Annotated in this window: 18 protein-coding genes; 12 read left to right on the top strand and 6 right to left on the bottom strand. The window is 65.9% G+C overall.

Going from position 1 to position 14398, the window contains the following annotated elements; all coding sequences use genetic code 11:
- Window positions 1-57: 57 nt before the first annotated feature.
- A complete protein-coding gene (locus AB0L58_RS33745; RefSeq protein WP_364393349.1) occupies window positions 58-297 on the bottom strand; it encodes a hypothetical protein in 240 nt (79 codons plus the stop codon).
- 119 nt (window positions 298-416) lie between these two features.
- Between AB0L58_RS33745 and AB0L58_RS33740 the strand changes: the two genes are divergently transcribed.
- Both AB0L58_RS33740 and AB0L58_RS33735 read left to right on the top strand, forming a co-directional pair.
- Window positions 417-935, top strand: a complete 519-nt coding sequence (locus AB0L58_RS33740; RefSeq protein WP_364393347.1) for a DUF5753 domain-containing protein — start codon at window positions 417-419, stop codon at window positions 933-935.
- Complete coding sequence (locus AB0L58_RS33735; RefSeq protein WP_364393345.1) at window positions 925-1122, top strand: DUF397 domain-containing protein; 198 nt, start codon at window positions 925-927, stop codon at window positions 1120-1122. Before AB0L58_RS33740 ends, AB0L58_RS33735 begins: the two co-directional genes overlap by 11 nt.
- Before the next feature lie 141 nt (window positions 1123-1263).
- On the opposite strand, the gene AB0L58_RS33730 is transcribed toward AB0L58_RS33735, so the two are convergent.
- Complete coding sequence (locus AB0L58_RS33730; RefSeq protein WP_364393481.1) at window positions 1264-2613, bottom strand: MFS transporter; 1350 nt, start codon at window positions 2611-2613, stop codon at window positions 1264-1266.
- Window positions 2614-2712: 99 nt separating this feature from the next.
- A complete protein-coding gene (locus AB0L58_RS33725; RefSeq protein ID WP_364393343.1) occupies window positions 2713-3561 on the bottom strand; it encodes an NAD(P)H-binding protein in 849 nt (282 codons plus the stop codon).
- An 81-nt stretch (window positions 3562-3642) separates the two neighbouring features.
- On the opposite strand from AB0L58_RS33725, the gene AB0L58_RS33720 reads away from it, so the two are divergent.
- From AB0L58_RS33720 to AB0L58_RS33710, 3 genes are all read left to right on the top strand, one after another.
- Window positions 3643-4602, top strand: a complete 960-nt coding sequence (locus AB0L58_RS33720; RefSeq protein ID WP_364393341.1) for an AraC family transcriptional regulator — start codon at window positions 3643-3645, stop codon at window positions 4600-4602.
- Between the two features lie 26 nt (window positions 4603-4628).
- On the top strand, window positions 4629-5021 hold the full coding sequence (locus AB0L58_RS33715; protein WP_364393479.1) for a thioesterase family protein: 393 nt from the start codon (window positions 4629-4631) through the stop codon (window positions 5019-5021).
- Window positions 5022-5098: 77 nt separating this feature from the next.
- Entirely contained in the window at window positions 5099-5269 is a 171-nt protein-coding gene (locus AB0L58_RS33710) for a hypothetical protein (protein WP_364393339.1), read from the top strand.
- A gap of 89 nt (window positions 5270-5358) precedes the next feature.
- Here the strand turns inward: AB0L58_RS33710 and AB0L58_RS33705 are convergent, their stop codons facing one another.
- On the bottom strand, window positions 5359-5871 hold the full coding sequence (locus tag AB0L58_RS33705; protein WP_364393336.1) for an Lrp/AsnC family transcriptional regulator: 513 nt from the start codon (window positions 5869-5871) through the stop codon (window positions 5359-5361).
- A 145-nt stretch (window positions 5872-6016) separates the two neighbouring features.
- Between AB0L58_RS33705 and pdhA the strand changes: the two genes are divergently transcribed.
- The 3 genes from pdhA to AB0L58_RS33690 are packed head-to-tail and all read left to right on the top strand — an operon-like array spanning window position 6017 to window position 9477.
- Complete coding sequence (gene pdhA / locus AB0L58_RS33700) at window positions 6017-7129, top strand: pyruvate dehydrogenase (acetyl-transferring) E1 component subunit alpha (RefSeq protein ID WP_364393334.1); 1113 nt, start codon at window positions 6017-6019, stop codon at window positions 7127-7129.
- On the top strand, window positions 7126-8097 hold the full coding sequence (locus AB0L58_RS33695; protein ID WP_364393331.1) for an alpha-ketoacid dehydrogenase subunit beta: 972 nt from the start codon (window positions 7126-7128) through the stop codon (window positions 8095-8097). Before pdhA ends, AB0L58_RS33695 begins: the two co-directional genes overlap by 4 nt.
- A gap of 21 nt (window positions 8098-8118) precedes the next feature.
- Window positions 8119-9477, top strand: coding sequence for a dihydrolipoamide acetyltransferase family protein (locus AB0L58_RS33690; protein ID WP_364393328.1), 1359 nt, complete (start codon window positions 8119-8121; stop codon window positions 9475-9477).
- Here AB0L58_RS33690 and AB0L58_RS33685 read toward each other — a convergent pair whose 3' ends face one another.
- Complete coding sequence (locus AB0L58_RS33685; protein ID WP_364393325.1) at window positions 9478-10161, bottom strand: DUF899 family protein; 684 nt, start codon at window positions 10159-10161, stop codon at window positions 9478-9480.
- 260 nt (window positions 10162-10421) lie between these two features.
- On the opposite strand from AB0L58_RS33685, the gene AB0L58_RS33680 reads away from it, so the two are divergent.
- Window positions 10422-10784 carry a hypothetical protein gene (locus tag AB0L58_RS33680; protein ID WP_364393323.1) on the top strand — a complete coding sequence of 121 codons (363 nt, stop codon included), beginning with the start codon at window positions 10422-10424 and terminating at the stop codon, window positions 10782-10784.
- A 187-nt stretch (window positions 10785-10971) separates the two neighbouring features.
- Window positions 10972-11604 carry an HNH endonuclease family protein gene (locus AB0L58_RS33675; protein WP_364393477.1) on the top strand — a complete coding sequence of 211 codons (633 nt, stop codon included), beginning with the start codon at window positions 10972-10974 and terminating at the stop codon, window positions 11602-11604.
- A 5-nt stretch (window positions 11605-11609) separates the two neighbouring features.
- Here AB0L58_RS33675 and AB0L58_RS33670 read toward each other — a convergent pair whose 3' ends face one another.
- On the bottom strand, window positions 11610-12416 hold the full coding sequence (locus tag AB0L58_RS33670; RefSeq protein WP_364393475.1) for a sulfurtransferase: 807 nt from the start codon (window positions 12414-12416) through the stop codon (window positions 11610-11612).
- A gap of 259 nt (window positions 12417-12675) precedes the next feature.
- On the opposite strand from AB0L58_RS33670, the gene AB0L58_RS33665 reads away from it, so the two are divergent.
- Together AB0L58_RS33665 and AB0L58_RS33660 are read left to right on the top strand one after the other, a co-directional pair.
- Window positions 12676-13893 (top strand): benzoate/H(+) symporter BenE family transporter, encoded by a 1218-nt coding sequence (locus tag AB0L58_RS33665; RefSeq protein WP_364393321.1) that lies wholly within the window; start codon window positions 12676-12678, stop codon window positions 13891-13893.
- A 34-nt stretch (window positions 13894-13927) separates the two neighbouring features.
- Window positions 13928-14335 carry a DUF3224 domain-containing protein gene (locus tag AB0L58_RS33660; RefSeq protein WP_364393319.1) on the top strand — a complete coding sequence of 136 codons (408 nt, stop codon included), beginning with the start codon at window positions 13928-13930 and terminating at the stop codon, window positions 14333-14335.
- Window positions 14336-14398 lie beyond the last annotated feature (63 nt).

Genomic DNA, 14398 nt, shown 5'->3' with positions numbered 1-14398 from the left:
CGCCTTATCGGAACGGCCTCCTGTTCGAACGGGGGGCCGTTTCCTATTCGTCGGTCGTCACAGGACCCGGCGTTCCCTGGCCTCGACTGCGTCCTTGGCCTCCTTCAGGCTCGCAGCCGGATTGAGCTCGCGATAGCTCTTGATGGCCTGAATCTTCTTGCCCTGCCGGATGAGTTCATCGATCTCGCCGTACACGGAGTTCAGCGAGGGATCGACAATGCCGAGATGTTTGATGATCAGGTCGAGTTTGCGTTCGAGCCGATCGATCTTGCGCTCGAGTCTTTGGTTGCCGAACATTCCACCAACGTACTTGCGGGTGCTCCAGGGACGAGGTACAAGCGCTCATTGGGGAGCCGCGGTAGCCCGGTAGTGTCGCCGGGGAGCACATTTGCCGCGTCGACGTAGTGGCGTGCCCGATGCTCGAGGACTACGCACGCGCATTGATCGGCGACCTCCTCCACGACGGCACTCCCGATGAGATCGAACGGCGCGTCGAGGTCCGGCTCGAGCGGCAGGTGGTTGTCACCCGCAAGGCCAGTCCACTTGCGCTGGAACTGTTCCTCGATGAGTCGGCCCTGCACCGGATGGTCGGCGGGCCACGTGTGATGGCGGCGCAACTCCGACAGCTCGCCGAGGTCAGCAAGCTCGATAATGTGACCCTCCGCATCCACCCGCACACGGCTGGCTTCACCCGTGGCATCTTGCACGGCTCGTTCGTCATCCTGGACTTCGGCACCGACAGCAAGGGCAAGCCGGTGGAACCTCCGGTCGTCTATCTGGACGGCGGGATGAGCAGCGATCTCTACATGGACAAGCCGGAGTTGGTGCAGCGATACGCTGGAATGGCTGACGATATCCGGCGTACGACGCTGGATGAGAAGAGCACGAGAGACCTGCTGCGACAGGTGGCGAAGGAGAAGTACAGTGACCGTTGACCTGTCCGGAGCCCGCTGGTTCAAGAGCAGTCGCAGCGCGTCCAATGGTCAGTGTGTCGAGGTCGCGTTCCTCGATGGGGGCATGTTCGGTGTTCGTGACTCGAAGCCCGATGAGTGGGATGCGTTCGCCGTCGATGTGTACGACGGTGAGTTCGAGCGCCGGTGCGCTGATCGCGAGCGTGCCTGAGGGGCAACGCCCGACGGATGTGGGGGCCGATCGTGTGTGTCTGCAGATGCTCACCACTGATCCGACGGACTTGCCACTGCCGCAATGGCGTGAGCTTGCCACGGCGTTCGTCATTCGGCCGGCCGCAATCGGATAGGTGCGCTACTTCTGTTGTGGGGCAACCGCGCCCGCATAGCGACAGCAGAGCAGAACGGCGATGAGCGGAACGAACATGGCGGTGGTGAGTGGGACCAGGGCGGTCAGCCAGCCGATGATCGAGGGTCCGGCGAGCAGGCCGAGGTAACCGAGGCTGAATACCCGCGACATGTCGGTGGCCGCCGTGGTCGAGCCGAGATTGCCCGCAGCGGTGAAGATTTGCGGGATGCCACCGGAGAGTCCGAGGCCGCACATCGCCCAGCCGAGCAGCGTCAGCGGCACCCAGCCCGACGCCATGATCAGAACCAATCCGAAGGCGGCGAGCAAGGTGCCGTAGCGGACGACAGCGACGCGGCCGAAGGCGCCCGCAACACGGTCGGCGGTGAACCGGCCCGCGGTCATGGTGCAGGAGAATGCGCCGAATGCCAGTGCGGCGGTGGCGTCGTCGACATCGAGGTGGTCGCGGACCTGCAGGGCGCTCCAGTCGGCGGCGACGCCCTCGGTGAGGAGGAGGGCGAAAGCGATTGCGGCCAGCGCCAGGACTTTTCGAGAGCGGTTGCGCGCGGTTGCCGATCGGGCTGTTCCGGCATCGTGCGATGCGGTTGCTCTTGCGGGTGTTTCGGACGCACGATCCGGGCTCGGCGGGACCGGGTCCGCGGTTGTGCCCTCCGGAATGTGGTTCTGCGCTTGCGGCCCGATGTTGTTCGAAGTCGGGGCATCCGAATTCGCTTCGCGCGATCCCGTATCACTCAGCAGACGCGGCACGAGCGCCGCAGTGATCGCCAACCCGGCCACCGCCGCGAGCGACAAACTCAGGCGCACATCCCATTCCGCGCCCTGGGCGGCCGCGCCGAGCAGCGAGCCGAGGAATCCACCACCGGAGAACAACGCGTGGAACGCCGACATGATCGGCCGGTCATAAACCCGTTCGACATGCACCGCCTGGGTATTCATCGAAACGTCCAGGGCACCGTTGCCGAAACCGAAGCAGGCCAATGCGATTGCCAGGCCGACCGGCCCGGTCGCGAGTCCGGGCCCGAGCACGGATACCGAGGTGATCGCGGCGGCGGCCGCAACCACGGTCCGGCTGCCCAATCGGTCGGCGAGCGGGCCCGCGATGCGCATGCCGACAATGCCCGCACCGGCAAGCATGAGAATGAACATGCCGAGCGTGGAATGCGCGATCCCGGTCCGGTCGGTAATGGCCGGGATGTGTACAACCCACATGGCGAGCAGGAAACCGTTCAGCGCGAACACCACGAAAACCGCGGCGCGTGCTACCCGGGTCTGCGGATCGATCGTCGTGGTCGCCACCGATTCGACGGTACCGCCTCGAGGTCGATCTCGTGGCCGCACGGGGAGCCGGTCCGGGACATCGTCGGCCGAAGGCCCGGCTCCGCGGATCTCGCCATTGAGATCGGCGTCCATGCGGCGGTCTTATTCCTCTACAACCATCTACTCGCCTGAGATGTTCCACACACCCGCGGCTGCCGTCTCGTCGGCGTAATCGCGGAAATCTCTCGGTTCCCGGCCGAGAGCACGCCGGACGCCGTCCGCGGTCTTGGAGTTCCTGCCGTCCAATACCCTGCCGAACAGGTAGTCGAGCAGGCTGACGACGTCGGCGGGCAGCTGGTACTCGGTCAGTGCCGCAACGAAATCCGTGCGGGAGATGGGGATAAAGGCGATTTCGCGTCCGGCCGCGGTGGCGATCTCGGCGACGGCCTCGGCGAATGTCAACGACCTGGGTCCGGTCAGTTCGTAGAGTTCGCCGCTGTGCCCGTCCTCGGTCAACGCGGCGACCGCGACATCGGCGATATCGTCGGTGTGCACGAACGGTTCCGGCACATCGCCATTGGGCAACGCCACCGCACCCGCGAGCACATACTCCAGGAATGCGCCCTCGCTGAAGTTCTGTGCGAAGAAGCTGCAGCGCACAATGGTCCAATCCAGACCCGAGCCCTGCACGATCTGCTCACACGCCACAGCCTCCGATTCACCGCGCCCGGACAGCAGCACGAGCTTGCGCACACCGTTGACCTTGGCCGCATTGGTGAAGGCGCGGATGGTCGCGGATGCACCCGGCACCGCCAGATCCGGCTGGTAGGCGATGTACACCGCGTCCACACCGAACAGCGCCGGTGTCCACGTACTGCGGTCGGCCCAGTCGAAGGGGATCTCGGCCGCGCGGGAACCGATCCGGATCGGATGACCGGCCCGCCGGAGCCGGGTCGCGATCCGGCCGCCGGTCTTGCCCGTACCGCCGGTGACGAGGACGAGGCGCTGGTGGGAGGTGCTGTTTGTCATGTATCCAGTACATCGGCGCAGCCGGCGGCGAAACATAGTTCAGCGACTCGTGATCATGCGTCAGCGTCTACTGTTTGTGATGTGGATGCGCTCGCCAGTCTGCTCGAAGGCCCACGCGCCCGTGGTGCGTTCGTCATGTGTTCGCTGCTCGATCCGCCGTGGTCGCTGCGCATCCAGGACCGGGCGCCGCTGACGGTGGTATCGATGGTCTGCGGCACGGCCTGGATCATGACCGATGCGGCGGGCAGCAAGCCACGGCAGGTCGGCGCGGGCGATATCGCGATCTTCCGCGGACCCGATCCGTATACGGTCGCCGACGATCCGGCCACCGCACCGCAGATCTTCATCGATCCGGGCAATGTCACCAAGACCGCCGACGGTGAAATCCTCTGTGAGACATTGAGTCTCGGTGTGCGTCAGTGGGGGACCGATGCGGACGGCGCCACCGTGATGGTGACCGGCACCTATGAGTCGGCGGGCGCGGCAAGCCAGCGGCTGCTGCGGGCCCTGCCGCCCGTGATCATCTTGCGGCGCGGCGATTTCGACACCCGGCTGCTCGACATCCTGGTCGACGAGGCCACCAAGGACGAGCCCGCACAGGGCGTCGTGCTGGACCGGCTGCTCGATATGGTGCTGATCGCGGCGTTGCGCGCCTGGTTCGCGCGCAATGACGCGCCCGCCTGGTACCACGCCTACAGTGATCCGCTCGTCGGCAAGGCACTGCGGCTGTTGCAGCACAACCCGGCGCACGGCTGGACGGTCGCCAGCCTGGCGGAGGCGGTCGGGGTTTCGCGTGCGGCGCTGGCCCGCCGGTTCACCGATCTGGTCGGCGAGCCGCCGATGGCGTTCCTCACCGAATGGCGCCTGGCCCTGGCCGCCGATCTGCTGCAGGAATCCGATGCCACCATCGAATCCATTGCCCGCCAGGTCGGCTACGGCAGTGCGTTCGCACTGAGCACGGCATTCAAACGACACTTCGGTGTGAGTCCACGCGACCACCGGCAGGGCAGCACCCCGGCTGAGCTATCGTCGGCCGGGTGACGCAGCAGTATCCGGTCCTCTGGCCGATGCCGACCCGCTGGGCCGATAACGACCACTACGGCCACGTGAACAACGTGACGTATTACTCGTACTTCGACACCGCCGTCAATGCCTGGCTCATGCACGCCACCGGCACGGATATCCGCGAACTGCCCGCCCTCGGCGTGGTCGCCCAGACCTCCTGCCAGTATCACGGCTCCCTGAGCTTCCCCGACCAACTCCAGGTGGGCCTGCGCATCTCCCGCCTCGGCCGCTCCAGCATCACCTACGACCTGGCCATCTTCCGCGAAGCCGATGATGCTCTCGAACTAGCCGCCACCGGCACCTTCGTCCACGTCTACGTGGACAACGAAACCCGCAAACCCGTAGCGATCCCCGAAATAATCCGCACCGCCGCCACCGCGCTGATCACCGACTGAACATGCCGGGCGATGTCGGCCCAGAACACATTGTGCGACACTGCATCCATGGCTGATCAGCGGTATTGACGGCTGCGGTGCGGAGGGAAGAGGACTGGTATGTCGCGCAGTGTCTCGAGGTCGATGTAGCCAGTCAGGGCCAGACGATCGAGGAGGCGCTGTCCAATCTCCGCGAAGCGGTCGCGCTCTATCTCGCCGAGGCGCCCGAGCCCCAGCTGACCGCCACGCCATTGGTGAAGGCGGAATGACAGCCACCGAGTTCCTCAACCTGCTGTAGGTCCCTCAGCCTTCGGTGGTCCAGACTCCGATTGCACTCGAGGTCAAGAGAATTCGCGGATCAGGCCCGCAGCGAGCGATCGGCGGATCCGGCCAGCCGATCCAGCAGCGGGGCCGTGCGCGGTCCGACGAATTGCTGCATCACCAACGCCATATTGGTGCGTTCCACTCCGGGAATCTTCAATATCTGCCCGGCGATCCGGTACAGATCGTCCGCATCCTGCGCCACCACCCGCACGGTGAGATCGGTCAGTCCGGTCATGCCGCACACTTCGGTCACCTCCGGCACCCGGGCGAGTTCGCCGACCACCGAATCCAAGCGGTGCTGATCGACGACGACAGCGACGAAAGCCGCCAGCGGGTAGCCCAGCGCCTGTGGTTGCACTCGACGTTCGAAGCTGGCGAGCACGCCGCTCGCCTCCCAGCGCGACAGCCGCGCCTGCACGGTATTGCGGGACAACCCGAGCCGGGTCGCCAGCTCGACGCCGGTCGCGCGTGGGTTGGCGACCAGCTCGAGCAATAGCCGCGCGTCGGTGGCGTCCAGGGTCGCGTCGGCGGGTTCTCTACTGGTCATACAACGCAGTATGACATCAATTCGCCGGTCGGATTTGGGCATCCTGCTTACTCGCGTGTCGATCACTTGCGCACTTCGCCTCCTCGTGGATGCTATGTGATATAGGGCACACCAGCCCTGCATCATGGTCAGGAGGCGATCCCGAATGACGAACAAATCCGACTATCCGGTTCAGTTGGTACAACCCGACGGTCGCCGCGTATTCGACCGAGAACACGCGGCCCTGATCGCCGATATCGGGCCCGCACAGCTGCGGGCGATGTACACGGACCTGGTTGTCACCCGCCGGATCGACACCGAGGCAACCGCCCTGCAACGCCAGGGCCAGCTGGGACTCTGGGCGCCGATGCTCGGGCAGGAGGCCGCCCAGGTCGGCTCGGCATACGCGTTGCGCCCCGACGACTATGTCTTCTGCAGCTACCGCGAGCATGCCGTTGCCTATTGTCGTGGCGTCCATCCCACCGAGCTCACCCGGATGTGGCGCGGGGTCGCGCACTCCTGCTGGGATCCCGACGCGGTCAATATGACCAACCCGAATATCATCGTCGGCTCGCAGGGCCTGCACGCGACCGGTTACGCCTACGCCGCCCACCTGGACGGCGCGGAGATCGCGACCATCGCCTACTTCGGTGACGGTGCCTCGAGTCAGGGTGATCTTGCCGAGGCCTTGGGCTTCGCCGCGAGTTGGAGCGCTCCGGTCGTATTCTTCTGCCAGAACAACCACTGGGCGATCAGTTCCCCCGTCCGGATCCAGAGCGCGACCCCGATCGCGCGGCGCGCCTACGGCTATGGAATTCCCGGGCTTCAGGTCGACGGCAACGATGTGCTCGCCGTTCTCGCGGTCACCAGGCAGGCCGCCGCCCGTGCCCGCACCGGAGGCGGACCGTCGTTCATCGAGGCGCTGACCTACCGAATGGGGCCGCACACCACCGCCGACGATCCGACCCGCTACCGCTCCGCCGCCGAGACCGAGGAGTGGGCGCGCCGCGATCCGATCGCGCGGCTGCGCAAGCTGCTGGAACGAGAGGAGCTGTGGGATACGGCATTCGCGCGTCACGTCGATGCGCGCGCCGATGAAGTCGCGCACCAGGTGCGCACCGCGACCATCGATATGCCGGATCCGGCACCGACCCAGCTTTTCGATCACGTCTATGCCACCCCGCATCCGCTGATCAGCCAGGAGCGGAGCGAGTACGCGGCGTATCTGGCCGGCGATCCCGGTGAGATCACCGCGCGACCGGAAGGAGTCCCCACATGATCACGACCTTCGCCGCAGCGCTCAATGCCGGGCTGCGACGGGCCATGGACGACGATCCGAAAGTCGTACTGATGGGTGAGGATATCGGTCGTCTCGGCGGAGTCTTCCGGGTAACCGATACGCTGCAGAAGGATTTCGGGAACAACCGCGTCATCGATACGCCGCTGGCCGAATCCGGCATTGTCGGAACGGCTTTCGGTATGGCGCTGCGCGGTTACCGGCCGGTCTGCGAGATTCAATTCGACGGTTTCGTCTATCCGGCCTTCGACCAGATCGTTTCGCATGTCGCCAAGATCCACTACCGGACGCAGGGAAAGGTGATCGCGCCCATTACGATTCGCATTCCGTTCGGCGGCGGAATCGGTTCGGTGGAGCACCACTCGGAATCGCCGGAGGCATATTTCGCACATACCGCGGGACTGCGCGTCGTAACGCCGAGCAACCCCGCCGACGCGTATTTCATGATCCGCCAGGCGATCGCGCTGGATGATCCGGTGATCTTCTTCGAACCCAAGCGGCGCTACTGGGATAAGGCCGAGGTCGATTTCGATGCCGAGGCCATGCCGCTGGACCGGGCCCGCGTCTGCGTCAGCGGTACCGATGCCACCATCGTCGCCTACGGCGGCACTGTGGCATCGGCCATCGCCGCCGCGAAAATCGCCGCCGAGGAAGGTCATTCGCTCGAGGTGGTCGATCTGCGCAGTTTGTCGCCGATCGATGTCGACACGATCGAGGCTTCGGTGGCCAAGACCGGCAGGTTGATCGTGACGCATGAGGCGCCGGTCTTCGGCGGGCTCGGCGCCGAGATCGCCGCGCGGATCACCGAACGATGCTTCTACTACCTGGAGGCGCCGGTACTGCGCGTCGGTGGCTTCGACATCCCCTATCCCCCGGCTAAGCTCGAAAAGCACCACCTGCCCGATCCGGACCGCATCCTCGCCGCGGTCGATCGCTCACTCGCCGCCTGACCGCTCACTGAGAGGTGCCCAGTGGAAGATCGTGCCCCCGAGGAAGATCAGGGCAATATCCTGGAATTCCGGCTACCCGATCTCGGCGAGGGACTGGCCGATGCGGAGTTGGTGTCGTGGTCGGTGGGTGTCGGCGATACGGTGCAGCTGAATCAGACGATCGCCGATGTGGAGACGGCCAAGGCGGTGGTGTCGCTGCCGTCGCCGTTCTCGGGCACGGTGGTCGAATTGCTGGCTCAGCCCGGCGAGACGGTTGCGGTGGGGGCGCCGCTGATCCGGGTGCGCAATGATCTGTCGGTCCCGTCCGCACCGGAAAGTGCGAACGGACGGACTTCGGTGCTGGTCGGCTATGGCCCCGAAGGGGAGACGGTGTCCAGGCGGCGGCGACCCGTGCCGACGGAACCGACCGCGCCGCAGCCGAGTTCGACTGCCGGGCCGGTCGAGCAGGGAGCGGGCCGCGCCGCGGCGACCCCGGGGGCGCGCAAACTCGCCAAGGAACTCGGCATCGACCTCTGGTACGTCGCGGGTTCCGGCCCCGACGGTGCGGTGACGGTCGAGGATGTGCGCGCCGCGGTGCCGGTATCGCAGCCGCGCGCCGTGCCGACTCCCACCGACGGCTCGACCGCACCACCGACACCAGCGGTCACCGATCCGGATGGGGGCATCAGCCGCCCCGCATCCCGCGAGGAACGCACGCCGATCAGCGGTATCCGCAAACGCACCGCGGCCGCCATGGTCGCGAGCGCGCGCACCATCCCGCAGGCCAGCACCTTCGTCACCATCGACTGCACCGCATCGATGGAACTGCTCGACCACCTGCGCACCACCAAATCCTTCGAGGGACTGGTACTGACACCGCTGGCCCTGGTCGCCAGATCGGTACTCGCCGCCCTCGCGGAATATCCCGGCATCAACGCCGGCTGGGACGAGGCGCATCAGGAGATCGTCACCAAGCACTATGTGAATCTCGGCATCGCGGTCGCCACCGAACGCGGTCTGCTGGTGCCCAATCTCAAGGAAGCCCAGGCACTGAGCCTGCGCGACCTGTGCCGGGAAATCGGCTGGCTCGCCGAAACGGCGCGTTCGGGCGGCGCCACCCCGACCGACCTGCGCGGCGGCACCTTCACCATCACCAATGTCGGCGTTTTCGGTGTCGACGCAGGTGTTCCGCTGGTCAATCCGGGCGAGGCGGCCATCCTGTGTCTGGGCTCGATTCGCAAGCGCCCGTGGGTATTCCGTGACGAACTCGCCGTCCGGTGGGTCACCACCCTCGGCATCAGTTTCGACCACCGGATGATCGACGGTGAACTGGCATCGCGCTTCCTCGCGACCGTCGCCGGATTGCTCGAGGATCCGCTCACACTATTGAGCCGGATGTAGTCACGCCTCCGGGTCGCCGTAGGCCGCGGCGATGTCCTGGGAGCCGCCCCATCGGCTGTAGGTGGGCGACTGTGGCCACCCCTCGGGCGAGTCCTGCCATACCTCCTGCCGCCCGTACGGCAACACGTCGATCAGCGCGAAGCTGTGACTGAGCTGCTCGGTGCCACGGCCGTTGGTGTGCCAGGTGCGATACACCGTATCGCCGTCGCGCAGGAATATGTTGACCGCGAATCCCCCGCCGGGCGGCGCGCCGACATCGGTGCCGAAGGGACTGTTCGCCGTGGAGTACCAGGTCATTTTGTTTCCGACCCGCCGCTTGTACGCGAGTGCCTCCTCGATCGGCCCCTGGGTGACGATGACGAACCGGGCATCGTAGTTGTCCAGGAATCCCAACCGGGTGAATTGCGAGGTGAACCCGGTACAACCACCGCACTGCCACTGCTCGCCCGGGAACCACATGTGGTTGTAGACGATCAGCTGTGACTTACCGTCGAAGATCTCCGCCAGCCGGACCGGTCCGTTCTCGCCCTCGAGGGTGTATTCGGGCATTTCGACCATCGGCAGGCGGCGCCGCTGCGCGGCGATCGCATCGAGTTCTCGGGTCGCTGCCTTCTCCCGGATGCGCAGCTCGTCGAGTTGGCGCTGCCAGGTATCGGCATCGACTACGGGTGGCAGCGCGGTCATGACTGCGCCTCGCTCGTCCTCGGCGCTGTGTCGATTCCTCGCTCGTTGCGCTCGCTCATCGAGATCCTCCCTGATCATGTGACGTTTGCAGATATAGACGCCGCCCGGCGGACGAACTCATCGGTCGCCGGAAAAGTCCCGGAACTCGCCGAGATGGACCAGTTACTACCCCTTGGCACCCTTTTCGGAACATACTGGTATATCCGCTGGTCATCGCATGAGAACCGCAGTTGGGCGTCAACGGAAGCGGAGGGAAAAGCATGACGATTCTGCTCCAGGTACTCGAGCAGAGCTTCACGCCGACCACGCCGTGGGAACGGCGCAAATTCACCTTTGTCAATGCCGCCAAGATCGTCGGCATGCGACTGGACGGACAGTCCGGCGTCTGGCTGGACCTGTCGCGCCCCGGTGAATCACAGCGCCTGGCCCGAACCCTGGACCCACGTGAAGCGGTCACGTTCCTGCTCAATACCTTCGCGAAGATCGCCGAGTGCGAGGAGCGCGGTGGTTCCTGGCTGATCGGGCACGATGGCGCGCACCCGGAGTCCATCTCGGCCACCAGATTCCCGCCGCGGGCGAGTGAAGTCGCCAATGACGATCTGCTGGCTCGCGCCTGGCTGTGAGTCCTGACCGGCTCCATTTCCAGGGCGGTTCAGCGGGGGTCTTCGAATGTCGGTCCATCCGGGTACAGCTATGGCCGTGCCTGCCGACATCCGACGATGGTTGCCTGCCCTGCTCGCGGCGGCGTTGTTCGCACTGCCCGGATGCATCGAGCCGGGCGGCGGATCGGTTACGCCCGCACCACGGAGGATGGCAGGCGACAGGGTGGGTGAACGCGGCACTCCAACCCGTTCTCAGCTCGAACAATTGCTCGCGGAGGTTCGGGTCGTCGCGGCGCGCGGCCATCCCGGCGGTTACGAGCGCGGTTGCCGGGATGGACAGCGGTGCGTATTCGGGCCGTCGTGGACCGACGACTACGACGGTCCCGGCGGACACGACGGCTGCGATACCCGCAACAACGTGTTGAGCGCGCAGCTGACCGGAGTGAGCTTGCGGCCGGGTACCCACGATTGTGTGGTCACCGCGGGCACGCTCGACGATCCGTACACCGGTGCGCGGATCACCTTCGGCAAGGCCGATGCGGGCGATATCCAGATCGATCACGTCTATCCGCTGGCCGCGGCCTGGGATATGGGTGCGGTGCATTGGCCACTCGAGCGGCGGGTGCGTTTCGCCAACGATATCGGTGTGAATCTGCTGGCCACCGCGGCCGACGCCAATCAGGACAAGGGCGACAGCACACCGTCCGAGTGGCTGCCGCCCGCACGCCCGAACCATTGTTTCTATGCGGGCAAATACCTGACGGCGGCGATCCGATACGACCTACCGGTGACCGCCGCCGACAGTGCCGTGCTGCACGATATTGCCCGCTCGTGCCCGTAGCGCGGCTATGCCCCGGTGGCGACCGGGCGTTTCGGGTCGTTCGACCATTGCGACCACGAGCCCGGATACAGGGCCGCCTCGATACCCGCGGCAGCGAGTGCGGCGACCTGGTGTGCCGCGGTCACACCGGATCCGCAGTAGACCGCGACCGGTTCGGACCCGAATGCGGCGAAGCGATCGCGCAAAGCGTCCACACTGCGGAACCGTCCGTCGGAGTCGAGGTTCTCCGTGGTCGGTGCGCTGATCGCGCCAGGAATGTGGCCTGCCTGCGGATCGACCGGCTCCACCTCGCCGCGGTAGCGCTCGCCCGCACGCGCGTCGAGCAGGATGCCGGACCATTTGGCGGCCGCATCGGCATCGATGACCGGCAGCTGACCCGGATTCACCTCGATATCACCGAGTTCGGGATCGGCCTCCTCGCCGGTGGCGATCGCACCGCCGGAACTGGTCCACGCGGGCAGACCGCCGTCGAGAATCCGCACATCCGCGATTCCGGCCCAGCGCAGCAGCCACCAGGCCCGTGCGGCCGCCATGCCGCCGGTCGCGTCGTAGACGACCACCGGATCACCGGAGCGCAAACCCCAACTGCGCGCGCACTTTTCGAGCTGCGTGGGGTCGGGCAGCGGATGCCGCCCGCGCGCTGGGGACGGCGGCGCGGCCAGTTCGGTCTCCAGATCGACGAAGACCGCGCCCGGAATATGTCCGTCCAGATAATGCTGTGGCCCGTCCGGATCACCGAGTGCCCATCGCACGTCGAGTAGATGAACCCGCTTGTCCGCCAATACGTCCCGAAGCTCATCCGCCGAGATCAGTACTGTGCTCAACAAAGCTCTGTTCCGCCTCTCCGAGTATTCAGGCCATATTAGTAAGAGCCACCATGTCTGGGGACAGGTCCTACATCATGGTGGGCGTACCCGGTGAGCTACCGATGTACTCGCCGAATCAGATAGCACATCCGCGTTCGGATGGATGCGGGTTCGGCGATCACCATAGCTGGATGCTGCGCAATTCAGTCCAGTTTCCGGCGACTGGCTGTGACAACTGGACTGATGACCGGGGAGGATTCCAGAAATGTCCAGGCTTTCCCCGACGCTCGTCGATACTTCAGCACCGGTCCGTAGTGAGGTGCGGCTCGCGCAGCCGGTCGGGGCAGGTGTTGTCACCGCGCTGGTCGGTTTCACCAGCTCATTCGCGGTGGTGCTGAGCGGTTTGACGGCGGTCGGGGCCTCCTCGGCGCAGGCGGCGTCGGGACTGCTCGCGCTCTGCGTCACCCAGGCCGTCGGGATGCTGCTGCTGAGTTATCGGTACCGAATGCCGATCACACTGGCCTGGTCGACGCCGGGTGCGGCACTGCTCGCCAGCACCGGCGCGGTCGCCGGTGGCTGGGCCGCGGCCGTCGGGGCGTTCGCGGTTACCGGTGTGCTGATCGTGATCACCGGACTGTGGCAGCGGCTCGGCAATCTGGTGGCCGCGATTCCGGTGGAGATCGCGCAGGCCATGCTCGCCGGCGTGCTGCTGCCGCTGTGTCTCGCACCGGTGAAAGCCGTGCAGGCCAGTCCGGCGGTGGTGGTCCCGGTGATCGTGGTGTGGCTGGTGCTGCAGCGCTTCGCCAAGCGCTGGGCCGTGATCGCGGCCTTCGCGACCGCGGCGATAGGGGCGGCCATCAGTATCGCGGTACAGCACAAGCATCTCGACCTCGCGGCGATGCGCCCCTCGCTCGAACTGACCGTGCCGCATTGGAGCTGGCAGGCGCTGATCGGTATCGCCATTCCGCTCTACATCGTCACCATGGCGTCCCAGAACATTCCGGGCACCGCCGTGATGAAGTCCTTCGATTACCAAGTCCCTTGGCGCGCTGCGATGTCCGTCACGGGTATCGGCACCGTTTTCGGCGCACCGGCGGGTGGGCACGCCATCAATCTGGCCGCGATCAGCGCCGCGCTCTCGGCCGCCCCGCCCGCGCATCCGGATCCGAAGCGCCGCTGGATCGCGGCCTTCACCACGGGTGGCGCCTATCTGATCCTCGCCCTCGGCTCGGCGGCACTGGTCACCCTGATCGCCACCGCGCCCAAGGGCACGCTGGAAACCGTTGCGGGCCTTGCGCTGCTGGCCACCCTCGCGGCCGCCCTCACCGGTGCCCTGAAATCCGAACAGCACCGCGAGGCGGGTGTTGTCACCTTCCTGATCGCCGCGTCCGGTGTCGGGTTCCTCGGCATCGGTGCCGCCTTTTGGGCATTGGTCGCGGGTCTTGTCGTGCGCAAGGTCCTCGCCCATCGCCAAAACTCGTGAGTAGTTGTCGGTACCCATCGTTACGCTGCGCCGCATGAAAGCAATCGGCACGTTCGCCGTCGCCTCCTTCACCCCAACCGATGTCGTGCCGGATCCGGCCATCACCACCGCGCTGCCGGTCGGCATCGCGCAGATCGAGAAGGAGTTCGCGGGCGAGATCACCGGACGGTCCGCGACCCTGTTCACCGCTGCTTTCGACCAGGCGACGGGCGCCGGGACGTATGTCGCGATGGAGTCCTTCGAAGGCGCACTGCACAATCGCACGGGGAGTTTCAACTTCGCGCATTCGGCGACCACCCAGGGCACCGACCGCACCGCCGAATTCTTCACCATCGTGCCGACCAGCGGCACCGGTGAGCTGACCGGTATCACCGGCACCGGCGGTCTCACCGTCGACACCGACGGTGTGCACCACATCTGGTTCGATTACGAACTCGACTGAGCGTCCCGCGATCACTGGCCGAGGATGGCCGCAGCGGCTGTCGGACCCGCCTGATTGGATGGG

The organism is Nocardia sp. NPDC052112 (assembly GCF_040680135.1).
Taxonomy (GTDB): domain Bacteria; phylum Actinomycetota; class Actinomycetes; order Mycobacteriales; family Mycobacteriaceae; genus Nocardia.
This window is presented reverse-complemented; position numbering and strand designations above follow the sequence as displayed.